General features: G+C 64.5%; 20 protein-coding genes, 2 pseudogenes and 1 CRISPR repeat array. Of the genes and pseudogenes, 7 read left to right on the top strand and 15 right to left on the bottom strand.

The window, feature by feature from the left end; all coding sequences use genetic code 11:
- Positions 1-40: 40 nt before the first annotated feature.
- Positions 41-1324 carry a crotonyl-CoA carboxylase/reductase gene (ccrA, locus tag GDA49_12935; GenBank protein MBC6441284.1) on the bottom strand — a complete coding sequence of 428 codons (1284 nt, stop codon included), beginning with the start codon at positions 1322-1324 and terminating at the stop codon, positions 41-43.
- 177 nt (positions 1325-1501) lie between these two features.
- Here ccrA and GDA49_12940 point away from each other — a divergent pair, with 177 nt between their 5' ends.
- The gene (locus tag GDA49_12940; GenBank protein MBC6441285.1) at positions 1502-3508 is read left to right on the top strand and encodes a protein meaA; all 2007 of its coding nucleotides are present in this window, start codon (positions 1502-1504) and stop codon (positions 3506-3508) included.
- Between the two features lie 161 nt (positions 3509-3669).
- Here the strand turns inward: GDA49_12940 and GDA49_12945 are convergent, their stop codons facing one another.
- From GDA49_12945 to GDA49_12960, 4 genes are all read right to left on the bottom strand, one after another.
- Complete coding sequence (locus tag GDA49_12945; protein MBC6441286.1) at positions 3670-5046, bottom strand: HNH endonuclease; 1377 nt, start codon at positions 5044-5046, stop codon at positions 3670-3672.
- A gap of 417 nt (positions 5047-5463) precedes the next feature.
- A complete protein-coding gene (gene gluQRS / locus GDA49_12950; protein MBC6441287.1) occupies positions 5464-6309 on the bottom strand; it encodes a tRNA glutamyl-Q(34) synthetase GluQRS in 846 nt (281 codons plus the stop codon).
- On the bottom strand, positions 6306-6917 hold the full coding sequence (locus tag GDA49_12955) for a LysE family transporter (protein MBC6441288.1): 612 nt from the start codon (positions 6915-6917) through the stop codon (positions 6306-6308). The genes gluQRS and GDA49_12955 overlap by 4 nt, the downstream gene beginning before the upstream one ends.
- Positions 6918-6958: 41 nt before the next feature.
- The gene (locus tag GDA49_12960) at positions 6959-7243 is read right to left on the bottom strand and encodes a hypothetical protein (protein MBC6441289.1); all 285 of its coding nucleotides are present in this window, start codon (positions 7241-7243) and stop codon (positions 6959-6961) included.
- 66 nt (positions 7244-7309) lie between these two features.
- On the opposite strand from GDA49_12960, the gene GDA49_12965 reads away from it, so the two are divergent.
- Entirely contained in the window at positions 7310-7981 is a 672-nt protein-coding gene (locus GDA49_12965) for an alpha/beta fold hydrolase (GenBank protein MBC6441290.1), read from the top strand.
- A gap of 85 nt (positions 7982-8066) precedes the next feature.
- Positions 8067-8499: direct repeats of the CRISPR family, unit length 36 nt; unit sequence GTCCACCCAAGTCGCCGCTTCCGGGGGCGGACGAAC.
- Between the two features lie 133 nt (positions 8500-8632).
- On the opposite strand, the pseudogene GDA49_12970 reads toward GDA49_12965, so the two are convergent.
- The 6 genes and pseudogenes from GDA49_12970 to GDA49_12995 all read right to left on the bottom strand — a co-directional run bounded on the left by GDA49_12970 (position 8633) and on the right by GDA49_12995 (position 16498).
- A pseudogene (locus GDA49_12970) lies at positions 8633-8932 on the bottom strand (transposase).
- Positions 8924-9877: pseudogene (locus GDA49_12975) on the bottom strand (transposase). The pseudogenes GDA49_12970 and GDA49_12975 overlap by 9 nt, the downstream one beginning before the upstream one ends.
- A 51-nt stretch (positions 9878-9928) precedes the next feature.
- Complete coding sequence (locus tag GDA49_12980; GenBank protein ID MBC6441291.1) at positions 9929-10693, bottom strand: hypothetical protein; 765 nt, start codon at positions 10691-10693, stop codon at positions 9929-9931.
- Between the two features lie 390 nt (positions 10694-11083).
- The gene (locus tag GDA49_12985) at positions 11084-12307 is read right to left on the bottom strand and encodes a CoA transferase (GenBank protein MBC6441292.1); all 1224 of its coding nucleotides are present in this window, start codon (positions 12305-12307) and stop codon (positions 11084-11086) included.
- A 320-nt stretch (positions 12308-12627) separates the two neighbouring features.
- Positions 12628-15042: an FAD-dependent oxidoreductase gene (locus tag GDA49_12990; GenBank protein ID MBC6441293.1), complete on the bottom strand. Its 2415-nt coding sequence runs from the start codon at positions 15040-15042 to the stop codon at positions 12628-12630.
- 151 nt (positions 15043-15193) lie between these two features.
- The gene (locus GDA49_12995; protein ID MBC6441294.1) at positions 15194-16498 is read right to left on the bottom strand and encodes an FAD-binding oxidoreductase; all 1305 of its coding nucleotides are present in this window, start codon (positions 16496-16498) and stop codon (positions 15194-15196) included.
- A 247-nt stretch (positions 16499-16745) separates the two neighbouring features.
- Between GDA49_12995 and GDA49_13000 the strand changes: the two genes are divergently transcribed.
- From GDA49_13000 to GDA49_13010, 3 genes are all read left to right on the top strand, one after another.
- Positions 16746-17963 carry an aminotransferase class V-fold PLP-dependent enzyme gene (locus tag GDA49_13000; GenBank protein ID MBC6441295.1) on the top strand — a complete coding sequence of 406 codons (1218 nt, stop codon included), beginning with the start codon at positions 16746-16748 and terminating at the stop codon, positions 17961-17963.
- Positions 17964-18150: 187 nt separating this feature from the next.
- Positions 18151-19038: a DMT family transporter gene (locus tag GDA49_13005; protein ID MBC6441296.1), complete on the top strand. Its 888-nt coding sequence runs from the start codon at positions 18151-18153 to the stop codon at positions 19036-19038.
- 83 nt (positions 19039-19121) lie between these two features.
- Positions 19122-20075 (top strand): NAD(P)-dependent oxidoreductase, encoded by a 954-nt coding sequence (locus GDA49_13010; protein ID MBC6441297.1) that lies wholly within the window; start codon positions 19122-19124, stop codon positions 20073-20075.
- Positions 20076-20099: 24 nt separating this feature from the next.
- On the opposite strand, the gene GDA49_13015 is transcribed toward GDA49_13010, so the two are convergent.
- Positions 20100-21476, bottom strand: coding sequence for an FAD-dependent oxidoreductase (locus GDA49_13015; GenBank protein ID MBC6441298.1), 1377 nt, complete (start codon positions 21474-21476; stop codon positions 20100-20102).
- A 96-nt stretch (positions 21477-21572) separates the two neighbouring features.
- Between GDA49_13015 and GDA49_13020 the strand changes: the two genes are divergently transcribed.
- Both GDA49_13020 and GDA49_13025 read left to right on the top strand, forming a co-directional pair.
- Positions 21573-21719, top strand: coding sequence for a hypothetical protein (locus tag GDA49_13020; protein MBC6441299.1), 147 nt, complete (start codon positions 21573-21575; stop codon positions 21717-21719).
- Positions 21719-21964, top strand: coding sequence for a hypothetical protein (locus tag GDA49_13025; protein MBC6441300.1), 246 nt, complete (start codon positions 21719-21721; stop codon positions 21962-21964). The genes GDA49_13020 and GDA49_13025 overlap by 1 nt, the downstream gene beginning before the upstream one ends.
- Positions 21965-22137: 173 nt before the next feature.
- Here the strand turns inward: GDA49_13025 and dctP are convergent, their stop codons facing one another.
- The 3 genes from dctP to GDA49_13040 all read right to left on the bottom strand — a co-directional run bounded on the left by dctP (position 22138) and on the right by GDA49_13040 (position 25116).
- On the bottom strand, positions 22138-23187 hold the full coding sequence (gene dctP, locus GDA49_13030; GenBank protein ID MBC6441301.1) for a TRAP transporter substrate-binding protein DctP: 1050 nt from the start codon (positions 23185-23187) through the stop codon (positions 22138-22140).
- Positions 23188-23254: 67 nt separating this feature from the next.
- Positions 23255-24598, bottom strand: a complete 1344-nt coding sequence (locus GDA49_13035) for a TRAP transporter large permease subunit (GenBank protein MBC6441302.1) — start codon at positions 24596-24598, stop codon at positions 23255-23257.
- The gene (locus GDA49_13040) at positions 24598-25116 is read right to left on the bottom strand and encodes a TRAP transporter small permease subunit (protein MBC6441303.1); all 519 of its coding nucleotides are present in this window, start codon (positions 25114-25116) and stop codon (positions 24598-24600) included. The genes GDA49_13035 and GDA49_13040 overlap by 1 nt, the downstream gene beginning before the upstream one ends.
- Positions 25117-25615: the final 499 nt, after the last annotated feature.

The raw sequence follows: 25615 nt of genomic DNA on the forward strand, positions 1-25615 counted from the left end.
CACTTTCCGGAGTCGGCTACGTGGCGGTTCGCCGCGCGGATCAGCCCTCCAGAACGTCCTCGAGCGTGCGCAGGCCCGGGCGCGGCGACTGCACCAGCACGGCCATGTTGCCGGGCTTGTGCTCGTTGTTGCGCATCTTGGTATGGGCGCGCGGGATGTCCTCCCACGAGAACACCTCGGACATGCAGGGATCGATGCGGCGCTCGATGACCAGCTTGTTGGCCTGGCTCGCCTGGGCGAGGTTGGCGAAATGGCTGCCCTGGATGCGCTTCTGGCGCATCCACACGAAACGGGCGTCGAAGGTGATGTTGTAGCCCGTGGTGCCGGCGCAGAAGACGACCATGCCCCCGCGCTTCACGACGAAGCAGGAGACCGGGAAGGTCGCCTCGCCGGGGTGCTCGAAGACGATGTCGACATCGTTGCCCTTGCCGGTGATGTTCCAGATCGCCTTGCCGAACGCGCGGCACTTCTTCATGTAGGCGGCATAACCCTCGGCGTCGTTCACCTCGGGCAGACGGCCCCAGCAGTCGAAGTCGCGCCGGTTGATGACACCCCTGGCGCCGAGGGACATGACGAAGTCGGCCTTGTCGTCCTCGCTGATGACGCCGATCGCGTTGGCCCCCGCCGTGGCGGCAAGCTGCACCGCGAAGCTGCCCAGACCGCCCGAGGCACCCCAGACAAGGACGTTGTGGCCCGGCCGCAGAACGTGCGGGCGATGGCCGAAGAGCATGCGGTAGGTGGTCGCCAGCGTCAGCGTGTAGCAGGCCGACTCTTCCCAGGTCAGGTGCCTGGGACGCGGCATGAGCTGCTGGGCCTGGACGCGGCAGAACTGCGCGAAGCTGCCGTCGCCGGTCTCGTAGCCCCAGATGCGCTGGGTCGGCGAATACATCGGGTCGCCGCCGTTGCACTCCTCGTCGTCGCCGTCGTCCTGGTTGCAGTGGATGACGACCTCGTCACCGACCTTCCAGCGCTTCACTTTGGAGCCAACGGCCCAGACGATGCCCGAGGCATCGGAGCCGGCGATGTGGACATCGCCCTTGTGGACGTCGAACGGGCTGATCGGAATGCCAAGCGAGGCCCAGACACCGTTGTAGTTCACGCCCGCGGCCATCACAAGCACCAGAACCTCGTTGCTGTCGATCTCGTGGGTCGGCAGCACCTCGACCTGCATGGCCTGCTCGGGCTCGCCATGGCGCTCCCGGCGAATCGCCCATGCGTACATCCTGGCCGGTACATGACCGAGGGGCGGAATCTCGCCCATCTCGTAAAGGTCCTTCACCGGTGCTTCGTAATCGACAGGCAGCGCCTCGGCCGGCTGAGCCATTGTTCGTCTCCGGAAATCGTCGTCTGTTGTGAGATTCCGATGTTGCGATGCAACACCGCGGTCGGGTTCCCGCCCTGAACCCCATTGTTTTTCCACCTTACGGCGTTTGCAACTTTTTTTGCATTGCAGCATCATGGAAATCGAACTGAGCAAACGGGATGCAGACGGGATAACGTCATGACCGGCGGCGCAACCAATTCCGGACCAATCAGGGACCGCCCGTGGCTGATGCGGACCTATTCGGGCCACAGCACGGCCAGGGCGTCCAATGCGCTTTACCGCACCAACCTGGAGCGCGGGCAGACCGGCCTCTCCATCGCCTTCGATCTGCCGACCCAGACCGGCTATGACGCCGACGAGGCGATCGCCAGGGGCGAGGTCGGCCGTGTCGGCGTGCCGGTGAGCCATCTGGGCGACATGGAGGTGCTGTTCGACCGGATCCCCATCGAGAAGATGAACACCTCGATGACGATCAACGCGACGGCGGCCTGGCTCTTCGCGCTCTACATCGCGCTGGCCGACAAGCGCGGCATCGACAGGAGCGCACTCTCGGGCACGATCCAGAACGACATCGTGAAGGAGTACCTCAGCCGCGGCACCTACATCTTCCCGCCGTCGCCCTCGCTGAAGCTGACGACCGACACGATCGTCTTCTCGGTCGCCGAGGTGCCGAAGTGGAACCCGATCAACGTCTGCCCCTATCATCTGCAGGAAGCCGGCGCGACGCCGGTGCAGGAGATCGCCTTCTCGCTCGCCAACGCGATCCAGATCCTCGATGACGTGAAGGCCTCCGGGACCGTCAGCGAGGAAGGTTTCGCCCGGATCGTGGGCCGTATCAGCTTCTTCGTGAATGCCGGCATCCGGTTCGTGACCGAGATGTGCAAGATGCGCGCGTTCACCGAGCTGTGGGACGCGATCTGCGCCGAGCGTTATGGTGTCGACGATCCCAGGCTGCGCCGCTTTCGTTATGGCGTGCAGGTGAACTCCCTGGGCCTGACCGAGCAGCAGCCCGAGAACAATGTCTACCGCATCCTGCTCGAGATGCTGGCCGTCACGCTCTCGAAGGGCGCACGGGCGCGGGCCGTGCAGCTGCCGGCCTGGAACGAGGCGCTCGGCCTGCCCCGTCCCTGGGACCAGCAGTGGAGCCTGCGCCTGCAGCAGATCGTGGCGTACGAGACCGACCTCCTGGAGTTCGGCGACATCTTCGACGGCAGCAGCGAGATCGCGTCCAAGGTCGCAGAGCTCAAGGACGCCGCGCAATCGGAACTCGCGGCGATCGAGCGGCTTGGCGGCGCGACCCAGGCGGTCGAGACAGGCTATATGAAGCAAGCCCTGGTCGAGTCGAACAGCGCGCGCATCGCCGCCATCGAGGCCGGCGAAAAGCCCGTCATCGGCGTCAACATCTTCACCGAATCGGCACCCTCGCCGCTGACCGAAGGTGCCGACGGCGGCTTCATGACGGTCGATGCGGCCGCCGAGGACGAGCAGATTGCCAATCTGAAGGCCTGGCGCGAGGCCCGCGACGGCGCAGCCGCCGAACAGGCGGTCGCCGTCCTGAAGCAGGCCGCGCGCGAGGGCCGCAACATCATGGAGCCCTCCATCGCGTGTGCGAAGGCGGGCGTGACAACAGGCGAATGGGGCCGCGCCCTGCGCGAGGCGTTCGGCGAGTACCGCGCGCCGACGGGGCTGGCCGCCGCCAGCGCCGTCGCGCCGGCCGAGGCCATGGCCGAGGCCCGCCAGCATGTCGAAAGCGCCACGGCACGGCTGGGCCGCCGCGTGAAGCTGCTGGTCGGCAAACCCGGTCTCGACGGTCACTCCAACGGTGCCGAGCAGATCGCGCTTCGCGCCCGGGACTGCGGCATGGAGGTCGTCTACCAGGGCATCCGGCTCAGCCCCGAGCAGATCGCCGCCTCAGCGCTCGAGGAGAGCGTGCATGTGGTCGGGCTCTCGATCCTGTCGGGCGCGCATATCCGGCTGGTTGCCGAGGTTCGCCGCCTGATGGATTCGGAGGGCTGCGACGACATTCCGATCGTGGTCGGTGGCATCATCCCGCCCGAGGACATCGACGCCCTGAAATCCGCCGGGGTCGCGCGGGTCTATACGCCCAAGGACTTCGGGATCACCGGTATCATCCGTGACATCGCCGACGTGGCGGGTTTACCGATGCCGGAGGCCGCGCAGTAGCAGGCCGGTCGCTCGACGCTTCCGGTTCGCTGGCCGCCCGTGCCGTCGCCGCTGTTGCAGGCGGGTGTCCCGGCAACACCGGCTGGTCGTTTGCGGTGCGTGCTCGCCTCATGCAGGTCAATCAGATTTTTCGGGCCGCAAACCGACGCCTGGTCTGCCGCTCATTGTGATGCTTTCCATTCTGCCATGGTTCTTCCTCCCTTGCTGCGATTGCACCCCGAACACAGCAGTTGCAGGTTGTCGGGATGGTCGGTTCCGCCTTTTGAGCGCGGCAGGATATGATCCACGTCCATCACGCGAAACGGGAAATGCGTCTCGCACCCAACGCATACGCCTTCCTGTTCGCCGTAGAGCCTGTGTCTGTGCGTGCGATAGTTTGGAAGCTTGCCAAGGTCCGTGCGCTTTGGGGGTTCTGTCAAGGCGGTTACGCCACCCCATAAGCCTCGATCCTGTTTAATCCGGTCATTGACCAGTTTGACGGCCAACGGCGACAAATCCACGCCTGCCCAGCCCCTTTGCAACCGATCGGCTGCAACGAGAGATGTGGCGCAGCCGCAGAAGGGGTCAAACACCATATCGCCCTTGCTGGAACTGGCTTGAATGATGCGTTCCAGAAGGGCCAGGGGCTTTTGCGTGGGGTAGCCTGTGCGCTCTTTGGCGTGCGTGCCGATTGGCTTGATGTTGTCCCAGACATTGCCAACCACCGCACCTTTTTGTTCTTTCAAATACCGTTTCAGGCATGGCCTTCTTGTGAAATCCGGTGAACCATCTTTGTGCACAGGATAATGGATGCGCTTTTGATCGTGCAATTCCTGCATACGTTCAGTCTGATAACGCCAGCCTTTTTCAGGACACGGATAGCCTTTCCATTTATACATCATGTTTGGACGCGGATTTGGGCTGGCCATATTATCAAGCCTGTACAGGCCTCGTCCATCCTGGTCGTCATGTCTGTAGAATTTCGCAATGTACTCCGATGAATGCGGTTCGTAGATGGGGTTGAACCGTGAATCCTCGGGACCGTAGAACAGGATCACGTCAGCAACATTGGGAAAAGTGTGCTTGGCGTCATTATGTGTGTTGGTTCGCCTCCATGTGATTTCACACCGAAAAGCGGATTGCCCAAACACACCGTCCATCAGCAATTTCAGATAGTGGCTGGCCGTCGGGTCGCAGTGCAGATAGATTGAGCCCGTCGGTTTCAGGACGCGCCGCATCTCCATCAGCCGCACGGCCATGAAGATAAGGTAGGATTGCATCCCCTTGCCGTGTGCCTGACGTGCTGCTTCAATCACCGCATAGGCTGCAGGATTCCGATCTGCCAGTTCACCGTGTTCATGGACATCGACGTCATCCAGCGTCCAGGCATCCTTGAAGGCAGCACCGGCGGCTTTCGAGCCGATGGGCGCTTCGTAGTTCCGATTGGAGTTGAAGGGCGGGTCAAGATAAATCAGGTCAACGCAAGCATCGTTCATGCCGCGGAGGACGGGCAGGTTATCGCCCGTCCAGACCGTTCCGCTGGCAAAGTTTGCGCTCATGCCGTGCGCTTCGCGCTGCTGGACAATCGGGCCGAGGGCCCCGCGATCAGACCCAACGCCAGAACGGCAGATGCCAACAGCCGTGAGCGCACCATGGTTCTCTCCTCCCTCATCCCAGGCTCCTGGCCATCCACCGGCTCTCTCCGACGATTTCGGCGTCGCTCGGCGTCGCTCGGCCAGGGAACATCGTCCCACGCCGGATGGTCGCTCGCAAGAAGCCATTTGCCCCCGGCGGCGCGCGCCGCACCAGACCCGACTGCTCCCGGATGGTGCCCGGTCCCCGACGCGATCCGTTCTGGAGCCGGAGAAGGCGCTGCCGAAAGCCCAGGGCGACCCGTTCGGCTCATCGTTTGTTTCATCGCGGCGAAGGGCGCGGGCGACCGCAGAGCCGGGATGACACCGGGCTGACACCGGGATTTAGGGAGCCATCCCCTCCGCCATCGCGATCACCTCGTCGGGTGTCTTTCCCGCTTCCCTGAGCGCGCGCAGTGTCAGCGACCTGTCGCGCTTGGCGAAGCGTTTGCCGTCGTCGCCCACGAGCAGGCCGTGATGGGCATAGCGGGGTTCGTCCCAGTCGAGCAGTGCCTGCAGCAGGCGGTGAATGTGGGTCGAGGGTTTGAGATCCTCGCCGCGTGTGACGAGCGAAACACGCTGCAGATGATCGTCGTGGGTGACGGCGAGGTGGTAGCTGGTCGGCGTATCCTTGCGCGCGAGCACGACGTCGCCGCCGATCATGGGATCGACGGGCAACCGGCCTTCATCCGCCTCGTGCCAGGACAGCGGGCCGGTGCGCCTGGCCGCCTTCGCAACATCGAGGCGCAAGGCATGGTTCTCGCCTGTGGCGATACGGTCTTCGCGTTCCGACATCGAGAGATTGCGGCAGGTACCGGGGTAGATCGCGCCCAGGGGACCATGCGGCGCCGAGCCGGCGGCGGCGATCTCGGCTTCGATCTGCCTGCGTGTGCAGAAGCAGGGGTAGACCAGGCCGTCCTCGCGAAGCCGGTCGAGGGTCGCGGCGTAATCGTCGAAGTGTTCGGACTGACGGCGCACCGGACCATCCCAGTCGAGACCGAGCCATGGGAGGTCATCGAGGATCGCCGCGTCGAATTCCGGGCGGCAGCGGGCGGTGTCGATGTCTTCGAGGCGGAGCAGGACGCGACCGCCATGCTCACCCGCAACACGCCACGTCACGAGCGCCGAACAGGCGTGGCCGAGGTGCAGCAGACCCGTCGGGCTGGGCGCGAATCGGGTGACGACTGTCATGCCCATACTGCAGCCGCGAGTGCGGCAAGGCCGAAACAGACGATCAGCGCACCCGCGCCCCGGCTGAGCCAGAGCATCACGCTTGCCGTGATATGCGTTCGCAACGCACCGACCGCGCCGGTCAGCACGACCCACCAGCCGAGCGAGCCCAGAAAGACACCCAGCGTCATGGCGATGGCCGACGCCACCCCGCCGTCCGCGATCGGCCCGAGACTCGCGAAGATGGCCGCAAAGGAGAGGATGGTCGCCGGGTTGGCGAGCGTCAGCCCGAACATCACGCCGAATCCGCCGCCGACATCGCCACGCTTCCCGCCGTCCTGCACCGGCGCGGGCTTACGCATGATCGCGACGCCGATCCAGAGAAGCGCCGCACCGCCGATCGCCTGGAACCAGGTCTGCTGCTCGGCGAGGAGCGCCGTCACGGCGGTCACGCCGAAAGCAGCCATGGCCGCATGGAGACCGTCCGCGACGGCGACTCCCACACCGCCCTCAAGACCCCGGGCAAGGCCGAGAACGAGCGTGCGCCGCACGATCAGCACGCCGATCGGCCCCATGGGCAGCGCGACGGCCAGACCGATCGCCAGACTCTTGAGGAACAGAAGGACCATACGCTCCTGTTACGCCCCGGCTCTGCAGGCCGCAAGCCGCCTCACGCCGCGTGCAACGCCGCGTTGAGGAAGAGCGAGACCCGCGCATCCCGCGGTGGCGCGTCATCGGGATCGCCGACATCCGAAAGCGTGAGCGGGGTGCTGCCGGGAATGGTCAGAACCTCGCCCTCGACGCCGGCGACCGTCTCAGGCTCGGGCCAGACGAGCGGCAGTGCCGGATCGGCAACCTGAGCGGCACCCGAAGGCACCCTGGAAACCGCAACACCGGGTCCCTCCGCAACAAAGGCCCTTGCGGGCGCTGGACAGGCCAACACGATCCGGGACATGTACGGTGATCAAGGCCGCAGACGGGTCACAGGGCCGTGTTTGTGGCACATTCGTGAAATCGAGAGATGAGTCAGGCCATGCAGTTGTCCGGTCCCGTCGTGCCGCCCCGAAGCGGCGATCCGCGTCAGCTTGTCGTGCTGCTGCACGGCTGGGGTGCGGATGGCAACGATCTGATCGGGCTTGCACCGACGTTGCAGTCCGTCCTGCCGCAGGCCCGCTTCGCCAGCCCGAATGCGCCGGATCCGTGCGACCAGAACCCAATGGGCCGGCAGTGGTACAGTTTCATGGACGACAGGCCCGAGGTCATGAAGCCCGGCTTCGAGCGCGCGGCAGGCCTGATCAACGGCTATGTCGACGCCGAGCTCGAACGCCTCAGGCTTGGACCCGAACGGCTGGCGCTGGTCGGGTTCAGCCAGGGCTGCATGATGGCGCTCTACGTTGCGCTGCGGCGGCCCGAGCCGATTGCCGGCGTGGTCGGTTTCTCCGGCATGTTGATCGACGAGGAGAACCTTGGCGCGGATATCCGGAGCCGCCCGCCGGTGCTGCTCTGCCACGGCGATCAGGATCCGGTGGTGCCCTGCCAGTCGCTCCATACTGCGGTGGCCGGCCTTGCCCGGCACGAGGTCCCGGCGCAGTGGCACACCTGTCCCGGCGTCGGCCATGGCATCGATCCCGGCGCGCTGGACGCGGCCGCCGGTTTCCTCACGAATACCTTCCGCGAGGCGCGCAGGGCGTGATCCTGGGCGAGATCATCGAATGTAGACCTGCCGGAGGAGCTCGCCGAGCCTTCCAGCATGAACATGAGCTGTAAGAGACCTAGCAGTCCACCCAAGCACCCGTTTCCGGAGCCCGGAGAACCGCGTCATGAGCGCCCGAACTGTCCCGGAAGTCCACCCAAGTCGCCGCTTCCGGGGGCGGACGAACACATCGCCGACGATGCGCTCGCCCGTCGGGGTCCACCCAAGTCGCCGCTTCCGGGGGCGGACGAACCGTAGTGGGGGCCGTCCCAGCTAGTGGGGTGGTCCACCCAAGTCGCCGCTTCCGGGGGCGGACGAACGCTTGCCGTCGGCGTCGAGGATGATTGGGCGTCCACCCAAGTCGCCGCTTCCGGGGGCGGACGAACCGCCCACGTCCTCCACCACCAGACCCTGCGGTCCACCCAAGTCGCCGCTTCCGGGGGCGGACGAACGGAGAACACCGCATGGACCTTGATCCAGCCGTCCACCCAAGTCGCCGCTTCCGGGGGCGGACGAACCGACGGCACCGTAAGTCCACGAAGTTACTTGGGTTTTGTTTCCTGACCCCGATTTGGAAACAGGGCAGGAACACGGTCTCATGCCGTTTCCAGCAGAGGTTTCCGGGGCAGAGCCCCCAAGGGTCCGTACACCCTTGTTTCTGATATTCTTTGCCGCGTTCACGTCGGCGTTCGCAGTGTGGCCGCAGGCGCGGCATATGAAGGTGGCCTGATCCTCTCGGTTGTCTTTGTGCCTGTGGCCGCACTCAGCGCAGGTCTGCGACGTGTGGTGCGGGTCAACCTTGATCAGTTGACCGCCTTCCCTAACCATTTTGTAAGCCAGCATCTCTTTGATCTGACCCCAGGAAGACTCAAGGATGCCACGGTTCAAGCCAGACTTGGCCGACACGTTCTTGCCGGGCTCTTCGACGGTGCCCTTCGCCGAACGGGTCATGTTCTTGATCTTCAAGTCCTCGATCACGACCGCGCGGTTCTCACGCGCAAGCTTGGCCGTGACCTGATTGTTGTGGGTCTTGCGAACCCGCGCTCGTTTGGCTTTGAGCCGCGCCATGCGATCCCGAACCTTGCGGCGTCGCTTTGAACGCTTCCTGGTCCGCGACAGGGCGCGTTCAGCGTCCAGTATCTTCTCGGCGTAATGATCGGCGGGGACGCTGATAAACTCGCCGGTCGATGTCGTGATTTGGTTGGCAACACCCATGTCAAGGCCAATCACCAGGCGGGTGTCGTCAGCCTCGGCACACGGGCATTCGACCGAAAAGCCAACATACCACTGGCCGCCCTCTTTGGTGATGGTGAATGTCTTGGGTGCGGACGGCAAGTCACGATGTTTGATGAACCGGATGGTGCCAATGTTCTGTATGTAGAGCTTGTTGTCCGTGACTTTCCAGCCGTCGGCGTCCACGACCCCGAACGACTGCGCCACAAACCGACTCTTGAATTTCGGGTATCCGCCTTGTTTCTTGAAGAACATTTTGAATGTAGTGTCGAGGCGCTTGAGCGGCCAGCGCTGCAAGCTGACGGAATACTGCGCCCATTCCTTATCTTTGCGGAGTTCGGTCAAAGACTTGGACTGGTCTTGCCAGCTAAGCCCTTTGCCTGTCTTCCTGAAGCAGGACTCACGCTCTTCGAGCGCAGCGTTCCAAAGCTCGCAGGTATGCGCGACCGCCGCCTCAAACTTCCGATGTTGCACCTGCCGGGGCAACAACCGGTAGCGATAGGTCAAGACCTGCGTCTTGCAATCCGGCGAGGTGGGGTCTACATCCCTGGTCACTGGTGCAGGTCCATTCTGCTTTGTGGAGCGGCGGTGAGAAAGACCGACGCCCCAACAGTTAGACGATCCCGGCCCCCGTGTCAAGAGCGCCTGGGCCGGGAACAGCATGGGGCGGCGCAGGAATGCGCCGCCCTGTCCCCAGACGCACTCGGGCGGGATTCAGTCCAATGCGGCCCGGCCCGGTGCCGTGACGACACAGCGGAAACAGTGAGCGACCGCGAGCAGCGCCACGAACATGCCGCCGATGCGGGCGGCCGCAAGAACCACATTCAGCAGGACCGTGCCAGGTGTGCTGTCCCGGAAGGCCTCAGGCAGGGCGAGGAAAATCAACGCCACAATCAGGATGGGCAGGTAGGAGGCGATGATCGCGAAGGCGAGCGACATCGGGCGGTCGCTGGCCAGCGCCGCGGACTCGGTCCAGCGCAGGACATGGCCCGCGGCGATCGACGGGAAGACGAGGAAGAAGCGCGCCGCAATCAGCGTCAGGGCCGACAACGCGGCGATTGCAACGGCCATGATGAGGCCCGTGTTGTCACTCGCGGCCAGGGTCTGAACGATCGGAATGGTCAGTCCCATCGTCGCGATCGCCAGCACGATGTAGAGCAGGCCGGCGCGAAAGACGTAGGCGAAGAGCAGGCGGGCAATCGACCGCTGATCGCTTGAGACCGCCGTGTTCTCGCTGCCCGGCCCCAGCAGATAGCGGCGCTGCCAGCGGAAGGCGACGATCGCCAACACGAACTCGAGGCCGAAGTTGACCGCACTCGAACGCGCAGTGCCGTCGAGCGCGAAGAGCGTCCAGGTTCCCGCAAGAAGGAGGCCCGCCGGCAGGCCGTAGATGAGCAGCCCGCGCCGGTCGGCCAATGTGGCGCGCAGCCCCTCGCGCAGCATCTCGCCTGCGCCCGGCGCGCTTTGCGTCGTCTTCATGGCTGTGCTGGCCTCCGCCTGACCTGCTCGGTTCCCAAAGCCCCGATCGGACGTTAGCCGGACCTGAACGGGGTGTCAGTCGCAGACCGCAGCATCGACAGACGCCAGCGACAGCATCTTCACAGTCCCGGACCAGATGCTCTCATGGACAAGCGTGATCGCTGTGACCTGAATCAGAAAGGCGACGATGCGGATGGCGCTTGCGAGTCCAGCCAGCAGAATAGAATCGGGTCGCCCGGGCGCAGTCGTCCCGAACGCCGGGGTCGCCCGGGCGCAGTCGTCCCGAACGCCGGGGTCGCCAATCCGCAAGGCCCCGGCGTCACGCGTCGCATGCTCCCATCGCCAGGGTTATCGGAACCTCTCAGCCAACGGTGGAGAAGCCTCGCACGACTACACCACCCCGGCCTCTTTCAGGGCGGCGATGTCGTCATCGGACTTGCCCAGCATGTCGCGCAGGATCTCGTCGGTATGCTCGCCGAGCATGGGCGGCGGGCGGTTGTAGACCGGGGGCGAACCCTGGAGGTTCACCGGGCTCCTGACCAGCGGGATGGTGCCGGCGGCGGGATGCGGCAGCTCGAACTTCATGCCGCGGGCCTCGACCTGGGGGTCGGCGAAGACCTGCTCGAAGTTGTTCACCACGCCACAGGGCACGCCGAGCTTCTCCAGGTTCTCAACCCAGAAGCTGCGCGGCTTCGCCTTCATGCGTTCGATGACGATCCCGATCAGCGCCTCGCGGTTGCGGATGCGCTGGGGGTTGGTGTGGAAGCGCTCGTCGTCGGCCAGTTCGGGCACCTCGGCGAGTTCGCACCAGCGGCGGAACTGGCCGTCGTTGCCGATGGCGATGATGATGGGGTCGTCGGCGGTCTCGAACACCTGGTAGGGCAGCAGGTTGGGATGCGCGTTGCCCATGCGCCTGGGCGGTGTGCCGCTGGTCAGGTAGTTCATGTTCATGTTGGCCATCAGCGCGATTGCGCTGTCGGCCAGCGCCATGTCGATGGACTGGCCCTCGCCCGTCATGTTGCGATGGTTGAGCGCGGCGAGGATCGCGATGGTGCTGTAGAGGCCGGTGGTGAGATCGGTGATCGCCACACCCGCCTTCTGCGGCCCGCCGCCGGGGTAGTCGTCGCGCTCACCGGTGATCGACATGAAGCCGCAGAAGCCCTGCAGCACGAAGTCGTAGCCCGCGCGGTGGGCGTAGGGCCCGGTCTGGCCGAAGCCGGTGATTGAACAATAGATCAGCGACGGGTTCACGGCCTTCAGGCTGTCGTAGTCGAGGCCGTACTTCACGAGACCGCCAAGCTTGTAGTTCTCGATCACGATATCGGCCCTGGCGGCAAGCTCACGGGCGATCCGGGCCCCATCCTCGCTCGCGATGTTGAGCGTGACCGACTGCTTGCCCCGGTTGGCGGCGAGGTAATAGGCGGCCTCCGTGGTGTCGTTGCCGTCCGCGTCCTTGAGGAACGGCGGGCCCCAGCTGCGCGTGTCGTCACCCGAGCCGGGCCGCTCGACCTTGATCACCGTGGCACCGAGATCGGCCAGGATCTGCCCGCACCAGGGCCCGGCGAGAATGCGTGAGAGATCGAGAACGACGATGCCGTCGAGTGCTGCGGCCATGGGACCCCCCGGGGACGACGAAACGCGGCGGCATCCTAGAGCATATCCCGTTCAGATTGAATCGATCTGAACGGGTGACGATGCTCTGGGTCTTGAGATGCAGAGCGGATCGCATTTGAGTGCGATGCGCTTGGAAGCATCCCCTTCGTCGCCCGGCTTGACGGCCAGGATATGCATGCGACGCGATTGACATTCCCCCCTCGTATCGACCCTCTCGCTTTCCGGCGGTTGCGGTTCCCCGCTTTCCGGCGGGGCGAGGGGACCTTTGGGGGGACCTTTGGGGAGACCTTTGTCCGGGGCCGTGTGAGGGTGAGGGGCGGTCACATCCGCATGCGTTCGCCTTGCGGATCGAAGAGCGGGTCGGTGTAGAGGGTGGCCTTGCGCATGTCGCCGAGGATCTCGATCTCGAACTCGGCGCCCTCTTCGACCATCGCGACGGGCACGAAGCCGATCGCGACGGAGGTCTCGCAGAAGTGGGCGTAGCCGCCCGAGGTGACGAACCCAACGACCTCGCCGTCCTTCCAGATCGGCTCGTCGGCGACGCAGTCGGCGTCGTCGGCCTCGACCTTGAACGTGCACAGCAGGCGCGTCGGCCCTTCATCCCGCTCCTTCAGCGCGGCATCCCGGCCGATGAAGTCGTTCTTCCGGAAGCTGATGAAGCGGTCCATGCCGGTCTCGGCAGGGGTGTAGTCGGGCCGGTACTCGCGCAGCCAGGAACCGAAAGACTTCTCGAGCCTGAGGCTCATCATCGCGCGCATGCCGAAGGGTCGCATGCCGAACTCCTCGCCGGCCTCGGCGAGCGCATGGTAGAGCGCGGCCTGCTCGTGCGGGCTGACATATATCTCATAGCCCAGGTCGCCGGTGTAGGTGACGCGGCAGACCAGCGCGCCGGTCAGGCCGACGTTCATGCGCCGTACGCCACGGAACGGCAACGCCTCGGTCGAGACGTCCTCGCGCGTGACCTTCTCCAGCACCTTGCGCGCATTGGGCCCGGCGATCTGGAAGCCGATCTGGCTGCGCGAAACGTTCGTCACGCTGACGCCGCTCTCGGGCAGGAGATCGAGGAAGAGCCGCATGTGATAGTCCTGCGAGGCGTAACTCGCGTTCACGCGGAAGCTCTCGGGCCCGACCCTGGCGAGCGTGAAGTCGCCGACCAGCTTGCCGTGGCTGTTCAGCATCGGCGCGAGCGTGAGACGCCCCTCCCTGGGCATGCGTCCGGCCATGATGCGGCTCAGCCAGACCTCGGCGCCGGGGCCCTCGATCAGGAACTTCGAGAAGTTGTGGACCTCGTTGATGCCCACGTTCGTGCGCACGTTGCGGCACTCCTCGCCGACCGCGTCGAAGGCATTGGAGCGGCGGAAGCTCGGGGTCTCCCGGCGTGGTTCGCCCTCGGGCGCGAAGTAGTTGACGTGTTCCATGCCGAAGGCAGCACCGAACACCGCGTTCTGCCTGTCCCAGATGGCGTAGGCCGGGGTGGTGTGGAAGGGCCGACCCGCCGGCAGCTCCTCATTGGGGTAGCCGATGGCGAAGCGGCGCTGGTAGTTCTCCTTCGTCCTGGCGCGGGTGAGGGCCGGCGTGCAGTAGTCGCCGAAGCGCGCGACATCCATGGCGAAGAGATCGCGGTCGGGCTCGCCGTCGATCATCCACTGGGCCAGTGCGAGGCCCACACCACCGCCCTGGCTGAAGCCCGCCATCACACCGCAGGCCGCCCAGAAACCCTTGAGACCGGGGAGGCTGCCGACCAGCGGGTTGCCGTCGCCGGCAAAGGTGAAGGGGCCGTTGATGATGCGCTTGATGCCGGCCTCGGCAAGGATCGGATAACGCCTGAAGGCGATGTCGAGCTTGTCGGAGACCCGATCCAGCTTGTCGGGAAGCAACTCGTGGCCGAACGCCCAGGGCGTGCCGTCGACGCCCCAGTGCTCGCAGTTCTGCTCGTACATACCGATGACGATGCCGCGGCCCTCCTGGCGCAGATAACTCTCGCCCGTCGGGTCCATCACATGGGGCAGCTCCTCGCCGCGCTCATAAACCTCGGGGATGTCGTCGGTGACGAGATACTGATGCTCCAGCGGATGGAGCGGCAGATAGACACCCGCCATGCAACCAACCTCGCGGGCCCAGAGCCCGGCGGCGTTGACGACGTGCTCGGCGATCATCGTGCCTTCCTCGGTCACGATCTCCCAGTGGTCGTCGGGCCGCTGGTTCAGCTCCAGCACGCGGTTCTGAAGATAGATCTCCGCACCCGCCATGCGTGCGGCCCTGGCGTAGGCATGTGTCGTGCCCGAGGGATCGAGATGACCGTCGAGCGGGTCGTAGAGTGCGCCCAGCAGGCCGTCGGTGTTGGTGATCGGGCTGATCTCGCTGATCTCGTCGGGCCCGACGATCTCGGTGTGAAGACCCATGTGGCGATGCTTGGCGCGCTCGGCCTTCAGAAAATCGAGCCGCTCGGGCGTGTCGGCAATGGTCAGGCCGCCAACGTGATGGAGCCCGCAGGACATGCCGGTGATCTCTTCGAGTTCGCGATAGAGCCGGATCGTGTAGCCCTGCAACGCGGCCATGTTGGGGTCGGCATTGAGTGTGTGGAAACCGCCCGCCGCATGCCAGGTCGAGCCGGAGGTCAGCTCCGAGCGCTCGATCAGAACGACGTCGGTCCAGCCGCCCCTGGTCAGATGATAAAGCACCGAGCAGCCGACGACCCCGCCGCCGATCACTGCCACCTTCACATGCGACTTCATCGCCATCGTCCGAATCCTTTCCGTTCACGGTATGGATCGCCCGGTCAAGCCGGGCGATGACGGAAAAGGAAGGACACGCCAACCAGACCCGTCATGCCCCGGTTCGACCGGGGCATCCATGCCGCCGCATGAGCGTTCAGCGACGGCTTGACTAACCCAACACCGAGAAGCTGCTGTTCTCGTTGATCGCGCGGTTGCGCGAGAAGAAGGCCATGTCGACGGTGCGGTCGATGTTCCTCAGGCGATAGCTGACCGGATCGGTGTCGTGGTCGCGACCGTTTTCGCAGGCCTCGATCAGGTCGGCCATCATCTCACCGGCAATCGGAGCGTTCTTGAACTGGTTCCCGCTGGTGCCGATGGCGAGATAGAAGCCGCCGAGATCGGACTTGTCGTAGATCGGACCCCAGTCCTCGGTGACGTCGTAGAGATCGACCGCACCCTTGGCCGTGTTGGGGATCCTGAGCTCCGGGAAGCGCTGGGCCTGACGCATCACCAGCGTGGTCCACATGCCGGTGAACTCGGTGAGGTAGTCGTCGGGATCGACCCACTCCTTTTCATCGCATGCCGGGTCTTCGCTGCCGATCAGCATGTGGTTGCCGGTCTCGGGCCGGCTGTAGGCGCCGATCTGGCTGTCGGAAAAGACATAGCCCTGCTTCTCGATGTCGAAGCCTTCGGGCGCCGGCACATGCGCCACCTCGTGACGCAGGGCGCGCGTCGTGATCCGCATCGTGCCAGTAAGGCCCGCCATCTCGTTGATCTTCGAGCTGTGCGGACCCGCAACATTGACGACGATCGGGGCGTCAAGCTCCTCGCCGTCATCAAGCGTCACGCCGATCACGCGGCCACCCTCCTGGCGGATCGCCGTCACCGTGGTGTTGAAGCGGAAGGTCGCCCCCCTGGCTTCGGCCGCTCGCTGCACATTGTGGCCGGCAAGCTGGGGATCGGAGATATAGCCGCCGCAGGGGAAGCAGGCGGCACCGACCACCTGCTGACCCGTCGGCTGGCCGAACAGCGGATCGTCGGTCGTGCGGGGGTTGTCGTAGGCATCGGTCGCCATGGGCGGCACACGCTCGCGCATCTCCTCGGCGGTCAGCTCCTCATAGGGGCAACCGATCTCGTCCATGATCTCAAGGATGCCCTTGAGGAAGCCATTGTGCTCGGTCTTGGTGATCATGCAGCCACAGTTGTTGTAGCTCGCCATGCCGAGTTCGTCGGTCACGCCGCAGAAGGCGTCCCAGTCTTTCCAGTAGAAATGGCCCTCGTAGGCGATCGCCGAGCCGTGAACGGTCGAATAGTACGGCCGGATGATGGCGCAGGAGTTCGAGGTCGAGCCGTAACTGGCGGCAGGAAGACGGTCGACCGACAGCGCCCTGTAGCCTTTGGCAGCGAGTTCGCGCGCCACGCTCGCACCGATGATGCCCGCCCCGATCACAATGGCGTCCCACGTCCGGGCCATGCCGTTCACTCCCTGAATGGTCTCTGGTTGCATCTAGGCCGGTCCGACAGGGTTGTCACGACCCCGGAAAAGAAAAACGGCGGGCCAGCTGGTGCGCCATGACACTCCATCCTGTGCAAGGCACGAAGGTTGTGCAAGGCGCATGACCGGAGGCTCGAAAATGATACACTGATTCCAGCGCGATGGGCTTCCGCCCGAAACCCCTCAGGATTCGTGCCAGGCAACTCATGTCAAGGGACTTTTGCAGATGACTGTTCGTCAGGGGCGCGAGTTCCTCAGTATTCCCGGTCCCACCAATGTGCCCGACCGTGTGCTGTCGGCCATGCACCGGCCCGCCGGGGACATCTACGCCGATGCACTGTTCCAGACGACCATGAGTTGTCTGGGCGATCTCAAGGCAATCTTTCGGACCTCCGGAGAGACCTTCATCTACGCCGCAAATGGCCACGGCGCATGGGAAGCGGCCCTGACCAACTGTCTGAGCCGCGGCGAGAAGGTGCTGGTGCTGGAAAGCGGCCTGTTCGCCGTCGTCTGGGGCGAGATGGCAACGAAGCTCGGTCTCGAGGTCGAGGTCCTGCCCTGTCTTCCGGGACGGGCGGTCGATCCTGGCGCTCTTGAAGATCGGCTGCGGCAGGACTCGGCCGGAGAGATCAAGGCTGTCATGACGGTGCAGATCGACACGGCCTCGGGTGTGGTGAATGACGTGCCTGCCCTGCGCCAGGCGATTGATGCGGCGGGCCACGACGCCCTCTACCTCGTCGACACCATTGCCTCGCTGGCCTGCATGCCGTTCGAGATGGACGACTGGAAGGTCGATGTGGCTGTGGCGGGTTCCCAGAAGGGCCTGATGGTTCCGCCGGGGCTGTGTTTTCTGGCGGCCAGCGACAAGGCACGGGCGCGGCATCGGTCGGCCGACATGGTGACACGCTATTGGGACTGGACCATGCGCGAGGGACCCGAGCACTACATGAAGTATTGCGGCACCTGTCCGGAGCATCTGCTGTTCGGTCTGCGTGAAGCGCTCGACATGATGACCGAGGAAGGCCTCGACAACACGATCCGCCGCCATGCCCTGCTGGCCGACGCGACCCGCGCAGCAGTCGCTCGATGGGCCGACGGCGGCGCGATCGCGTTCAACATCACCGAACCCGCCGAGCGGTCCAACTCGGTGACGACGGTTCTCGCCGAAGGGTTCGATCCCGCCTGCCTGCTCGACTTCTGCAAGAATGAGTGCGGTGTTGTCGTCGGTATCGGCATCGGCCCGCAGCTTTCCGGCAAGGCCTTCCGCATCGCCCACATGGGCCACGTCAACGCACCGATGATGCTGGGCACACTGGGCGTGATCGAAATCGGGCTTGCCGCACTCGGCATCGCCCATGGCTCCGGCGGCCTTCAGTCAGCATCCGGGAGTCTGGCCGCCGCGCTGAAGGACCCCTGTCTCGCAGCCTCCCCGTCATCGCGCTGACGGGCAGCGCCGCCACGCGGGACGCGTGTGCCCCGGTTCGCACGGAACGCACCCTTTCGCGCGCCACAAATCGGACTGGACACGCCGATGAAAACGGACGCAACGTTCTTCACCGCCCATCCCGGGCGGGAGGGGCGAACGATCCGGACCGGCGGAGCGACCCCGCGGTGGTGGAGTGTCCGTCGTCGTGTTTCGCTGGTTCCGTTCAGACAGCCGCCTGCCCTGGGTGATCACGGCTCTCCTGCTCGCCACGGGCTGGAGCACCTCGGGCCTGATCTTTCGCCAAATCGAAGAGGCGAGCGCCGAAGAGATCATCTTCTATCGTGGCCTCTGCCTCAGCTTTGCCGTCAGCACGTTCGTCTTCTCGCGCTATCGCATCAACACACCACGTGCCTTCCGCGCGATCGGCTGGGAGGGCCTGATGGCAGCGGCGGGCTTGGGGCTCGCCAGCGTGACCTTCGTCATGGCGATCGAACGCACCACAATCGCCAACATCAGCTTTCTCATCGCATCCGGCCCCTTCTGGGCGGGCAGCCTGGCCTGGCTCGTGATGCGGGAGCCGATGTCGCAACGCACCATGATCGCCACGATGATCGCCATGGTGGGCGTGGCCGTGATGGTTTGGGAGGGACTTTCGGGCGGGAGCCTGAGCGGCAATCTTCTGGCCCTGGCCTGCGCCTTCCTTGCGGCGTTCTACACGGTGGGTGTGCGTCTGGGCCGGGGCCGCGACATGATCCCGACCGTTGCGGTCTCTGGCCTGATTGCCGCGACCGCCGCGGCATTACTCGCCGAACGGCTCACAATCACCTGGCACGACTTCATGCTCTGCGCGCTGCAGGGTATCTTCGTCAGCGCGTTGTGCAATGGTCTCTTCACGCTCTGTGCCCGCCACATTCCCGCGGCCGAGCTCACGGTCCTCTCGATGGTGGAGTCGGTGCTTTCGCCGTTGTGGGTTCTTGTCTTCCTGGGCGAGATTCCGGCCGAGCTGACGGTCTACGGCGGCACGATCGTGCTGGGCGCCGTCGCGTTCCAGGCGTTCTGGCCGAGCGGCAAGCGTCGCAAAAAGGCACCATGATGTCCGGTGCGGAGCACACACGAGCGCCATGCCCTGCTTCGTCTCCGCGCCCGTTCCCATTCCACCTGACCGGAACAACCACCATGAAGATCGGTTTCATCGGCCTCGGCAATGTCGGCGGCAAACTCGCAGGCTCCATCCTGCGCAACGGCTTCGATCTCACCGTGCGCGACCTCGACAGGGAGGCGGCGCAGCGTTTCCTGGATCAGGGTGCCCACTGGGCCGAGAGCCCGAAGGAGATGGCCGAGGCCTGCGACCTCATCATCACCTGCCTGCCTTCGCCCGCCGCCAGTGCCGCGGTGATGGAGGCCGAGGATGGCGTGATCGCCGGCCTCACGCCCGGCAAGATCTGGGCCGAGATGAGCACGAACGATGAAAGCGTGATCAAGCGTCTCTCGGAGCTTGTCATTGCGACCGGCGCCGAAGCGATCGAATGCCCGGTTTCCGGCGGCTGTCATCGCGCCGCGACCGGCAACATCTCGATCTTCGCAGGCTGCGAGCGCGCCACCTTCGACCGCATGCTGCCCGTGCTCGTCACGCTGGGGCGCCGGGTGCTCCATACCGGTCCCATCGGCAGCGCCTCCGTGCTCAAGGTGATGACCAACTATCTCGCGACCGCCAACCTGCTGACGCTCTGCGAAGCGCTGACGACGATGAAGATGGCGGGCATCGACCTCAACACAACCTACGAGGCAATCCGCATCAGTTCGGGCAACAGCTTCGTGCACGAGACCGAGAGTCAGGTGATCCTCAACGGCAGCCGCGACATCAGCTTCACCATGGACCTGGTGCTCAAGGACATCGGCCTCTTCCAGAAGATCGCCGAGGACAACGACGTCCCGCTGGAGATCTCGCCGCTCATGATAGAGATCTTCGAGGACGGCCAGGAACGCTACGGTCCCCGCGCCTGGTCCGACGACATCATCAAGCGCTTGGAAGAAGCCTGCGACGTCTCGATCACCGCCCCCGGCTTTCCCGCCGAAATGATCGACGACGAACCCGAGGAGCCGGGTTACGAGGTCGTGCCGAAGGGCTAAGGTTGATCCGGCGGCTGATCCAGCTCAACCCAGGGCGCTGCTGACCTCGCGCGCCGCGCGTTCACCGCTCCACCATGCACCGCCGCAGGTGGCATAGAACGAGCCCGCCGCCGCTTCGCCCGCGAAGAACAGACGATCATCGAGCGGCTGGGCGAGGATCTGGCGCGCACCATGGGCGCCAGGGCGCAGACCGGCATAAGCACCCAGCGTGTAGGGATCGCTCGCCCATGGGCTCAGCGTGCCCTTGACGAAGTGATCGCGCGCCTTGCTGCCGACCATCTCCACGACCTCGCCCAGCGCAAAGTCGACAGCAGCGTCGGTGCCTTCCGCCGACATCTCCCAAGCGAACTGACCGCCCATGAAGCCGACCATAAGGTCCTGGCCGAAGGGCCATGTCAGGAAGTAGCAGGCTTCGGCGGGCATCTGCTCGGGCACGTGGTAGACCAGCCATTCGTTGGGGCGGAAGCCCAGGCGCGTGTCGTCGAACTGCAGACCGACCTTCACCAGCAGACTCATCGGCAGGTCGGCGATCGCCTGCTGCTTCTCGACAGGCAGCACCGGATCGAAGGCGATCGAGCCGGCGTTCAGCACGCCGGTCGAGACGGTCACGATGCAGGTCTTCGCGCTGATATCACCCGACGGCGTGGTCACCGTAACGCCGTCGCCACCCCAGGCAATCTTCGACACCGGCGACGACCGCCTCACCGGCACGTCCGCGCCCATCATCGAGATCAGGGTGCCGTAGCCCTGTTCGACCATGTAGCGCGGCCCCATCGAGGCACCCGACCGCCAGTCGAGCGTCGACATCCGATCGAAATCGACGCTCATGCCCATCGTCATCCAGGTCTGGGCCGTGGCCGAAAAAGGCATGTCGGGCACCACTGTGGAGGCGGCGACGTCCTTGCCGGCCCGACCTGCGTCGGCGATCGCGCCCTTGACCGCGGCATGGGCATCCCAGTACTGGCCGTACTCGACATCACTCGCCTCACGGTCGCCGACGTAGAGCAGTTTGCCGGCACTGTCGTGCGACATCAGATGCAGTCCGAACGCTTCGGCCGCATCGACGAACTTGTCGGTCATGGCCGTCTGAAGCCATGAGCACCCGTGGTCGAAGGGGATGCCGAAGGTCTCGCTTTCGGTGTAGGCGCGACCACCGATGCGGTCTTTCGCCTCAAGCACCATGACGGACTTGCCGTCCGCCATCAGCTTCCTGGCCGCGCCGAGCCCGGCGGCACCGGCACCGATGATCACCACATCGTAGTAATCGGCGGTGGCTGACGACCGCACGCCAGCCGATGCGACAACCCCGGAAGCGATCAGCGCCACGAAATGACGGCGGTTGAGATTGGCGATCGCATGATGGGGCAGCATGGTGGAGTCCTCGGTCTGTTGCGAATCCATCTCATCATTATCCCTCTACGACGCAGAGAAATCAAGTCAACGCCGTGTCGTTTCGGTGTTGGACAGGCCGTCACAGATTGGGATAGAGGCCTCCTCATGGTTCAATGTGGCAGTCTTTCCGTTGAAAAGATCGTCGATGCCGCGGTCGTCATGGTCGACCGCGAGAGCCTCGACGCCTTCAGCATGTGCAAGCTCGGCGCGGATCCCATGGCGCTCTATCACCACGTACCACGGCGGCACTGATGCAGGAGATGGTCCGGGTCTTCCTGGATGGGATTGAGGTCGTCGACCGTGGCGGCCCATGGCAGGACAGCGTGTGCGACTTTGCGCTCACGTTTCATGCGGCCGCAAGGTGCCACCATCTCTCCTGCGGCAACTTCGGAGAGGTCAGCGCCGTAGCCGACCATATCACCGATGTCGACCCCGACACCGAATTCAACTTCGGGCTCGATGTCACTTTGCGCGGGCTCCAAGCGATCGGGACCTGATCCGCCGAAACGAGCAACGATCATGGCCAGCAACCTGGAGAGCCTCTCCAACCCCTGATCTCATCATCGGCGCCGGTCAGGCGCACGAAAGAATCGGACCATACGCGACGCAGGGTGCCCGGAGACACGGAAGACGACGCTCCCCGGCCGAAGCCGGGGAGCACGTCAGGCGATCAGGAGTAGCGGTAGGGTTTACCCGCTGCCGCCATGACCTTGTTGTACTCGCGGAAGATCGACACGATCTTGGCGGCGGTGTCGCTGGTGGCCGCGATTTCGTCCCAGAAGGTGAGGGCGGCTGCCTCGACCTGGGCCCATTCCTCGTCCGGGATGGTGGTGAGCTCCATCTTGGTGCCCTGGGTCCTCAGGTGCGCCTCGCCGCCCCAGTACCACCACTGGCGATAGTAGTGGGAGCTGTCGGTCGCCAGACGGAACAGGGTCTTGAGGTGATCGGGCAGCTCGTTCCAGCGATCCTGGTTGGCGAAGAAATGGCCGATCCAGGCGCCCGAGATGTTGTTGGTGAGGAAGTAGTTGGTCACGTCGGCCCAGCCCACCGTGTAATCCTCGGTGATGCCCGACCAGGCGATGCCGTCGAGCTCGCCGGTCTGCACGGCGACCTCGATGTCCTCCCACGGCAGCGTTACCGGCACCACGCCGAACTGGCTCAGGAAGCGGCCAGCGGTGGGGAAGGTGAAGACACGTTTGCCCTTGAGGTCCTCAAGGCTCCAGATCGGGTCCTTTGTGGCGAAGTGGCAGGGATCCCAGGCACCCGCACTGATCCACTGTACGCCGACATCGGCATAGGCCTGCTCCCAGATCTCGCCCAGGCCGTACTGGTTGAAGACCACGGGCACATCCAGGCTGTAGCGCAGGGCGAGCGGGAAGTAGCCGCCGAACTGGGTGACCTCGGTGGGTGCCGCCATGGAATCGTCGTCGGACTGCACGGCATCGATCGTGCCCGACTGCATGGCGCGGAAGAGTTCGCCCGTGGGCACCAACTGATCGGCGAAGAAGAGCTCGATCTCCATCTCACCATTGGCGGCCTGGTTGAAAGCCTCGACCGCCGGCACGACGACGTGCTCGGCGAGCGCAGGCCCCGCATAGGTCTGCATGCGCCAGCGGATCGCCGACTGCGCGTGGACAGCAGGTGCCGCAAGTGCCGATGCCCCCGCACCGACCGTTGCCACACCGGCATTCTTCAGGAATGAACGTCTGGATTTCGTCATAAGTGTCTCCTCTTTGTTGGCTTTGACGAACACACAAGGCGGAAACCGGCCGTCACGTCATGGGCGGTCAGTTCCCGTAGACCAGGCCCGGCAGCCACAGGGCGATGCCGGGGAAGGCCATCACAAGCGCCAGCGCCAGCACCATCACCATGACAAAGGGCAGGATCGACCGGTAGATGTCGATGATGGTGATCTCGGGCGGCGCCATCGCGCGCATCAGGAAGAGGTTGTAACCAAAGGGCGGGGTCATGTAGGCGATCTGGCAGGTGATGGTGTAGAGCACGCCATACCAGATGAGGTCGAAGCCCAGCGCCTTGACCAGCGGCACGTAGAGGGGCGCCACGATCACCAGCATGGCGGTGTCGTCGAGGAAAGTGCCCATCAGGATGAAGCTGAGCTGCATCAGGATCAGCACCTCCCAGGGCCCCAGACCGAGCTGATCGAGGAAGAAGCCCTCCAGCGCCCGCTTGGCACCGAGCCCATCGAACACGGCACCGAAGGCCAGAGCCGCCATGATGATCCACATGAACATGCAGGTGACGCCCAGCGTCTTCCTGAGCGTGGTCTCCATGACCTGACGCGTCAGCCGCTTGCGGTACCAGGCCGCGATGGTGGCCGAGATCGCACCCACAGCCGAACTCTCGACGAGGCTGGTCACTCCCATGAGGAAAAGCCCCGTCATCGACAGGAAGATCAGGAAGGGCAGGATGCCCGCGCGCAGGTGGCGCAGCTTCTCGGCCCAAGTGACCTGTCGCTCCTCGGCGGGCAGGATGGGCCCGAGATGCGCCTGGAACCGGCAGCGCATGGCGATGTAGACGATGAACAGCGTCGCCATCATCAGACCCGGCAGGGCACCGGCGAGCCAGAGCTGGCCCACGGGCTGGCGCGCAATCATGCCGTAGAGCACGAGCACGACACTGGGCGGCACGAGGATGCCGAGCGATGAGCCCGCCTGGATCACGCCGGTCACCATGATCTTGTCGTAACCACGGCGCAGAAGCTCGGGCAGCGCGATGGTCGCGCCGATCGCCATACCGGCGACCGACAGCCCGTTCATGGCCGAGATCACGACCATCAGGAGGATGGTGCCAATCGCCAAGCCGCCCCGGACCGGACCCATCCAGACGTGGAACATGGAATAGAGGTCGTCGGCGATGCGGGATTCCGAGAGGATGAATCCCATGTAGATGAAGAGCGGCAGCGTAATAAGCGGGTACCATTTCATCAGCTTCATCGCAGCGTTGAAGCCGAACTCGCCGCCACCCGTACCGTAAAGCAGGACGGATGACGCGACGGCGACGAACCCGATGGCGCCGAACACACGCTTGCCCGTGATCAGCATGACCATCATCGACGAGAACATCAGAATCGCGATGAAGTTGTAGTCGTCGAAGAGCGCAGGGAAATCCATCAGCTTTCGAGCCCCCGCGCTCTGGCGAAGTCCTTCAGCATGACCGCAGTGGTCTGCAGGATCATCAGCACGACGCCGATGCACATGATGATCTTGATCGGTGCCATGTAGGGTGCCCAGGCCGAATAGCTGCGCTCGTTGTATTCGATGGCGTAGGTCGTGCTGACGACGCCGCCGTAGAGCAGCACACCGAGGTAGAAAAGCAGGAAGCCGACCGTGAGGCAGTCGACAATCGCCTTGGTGCGCGGCGACCAGTTGGCATAGACGAGGTCCATTCGGACATGTTCGCCCTGCTGCATCGAATAGGGACCGCCGAGGATGTAGTAGGCAACCATGACGAACTGGGCCATCTCAAGCGTCCACTGAGCAGGCAGGAGCACGATGTCGCCCAGCGCCTTGGAGACGCTCGAGTAGATCAGAATCGCCATCAGGACAAAGATCAGATACATCGCCGCTCGCCCGACGCGACGGCTGATCGCCTCCACGAAGCAAACGTATCGCTTCAGAAACTCGGGCATATGCTCCCCTGACAACCGCTCCGACGCGCGGCTTTCTCGCCGCTTCTCCGTCTCGCCGCAGACATTGGGTCAGCCTTCCGCGCGGGAGTCAACCGACGTGGCCAAGCGTCATGGACCTTACATGCCGTTCATCCATCATGTCTCACTGACGGCGATATCGGAGATGTGAGTCGGCTCGACCGCCCCGGGGTCCTCCCCGGAATTACCGGATCAGCGAACTTGCCGGCTTCCAGGGTGCTTGTCTCATCCTCGGAATGTCATTGCCAGGCCGCATTGGCCGTGACCGAACGGATCGCCTGCTCGGCGGAGGCGCAACGGTCGAGCCGCTGCACCTTTTCGGGCCCGAAGACCTTGTCGCGCATGACGTGACCCCAGTCGTGCACAGTGGTTGATTGAGAAAGCTCGGCTGCACGCCGAGCTCCGCCATGCGCCGGATCGGCTCGCCGTGCAGGATTGAGCTGTACTCGATGCGCAGCATGAACGACCCGCGTGTCACCTG

The sequence above is a fragment of the Rhodospirillales bacterium genome (assembly GCA_014323865.1).
Taxonomy (GTDB): Bacteria; Pseudomonadota; Alphaproteobacteria; order SP197; family SP197; genus SP197.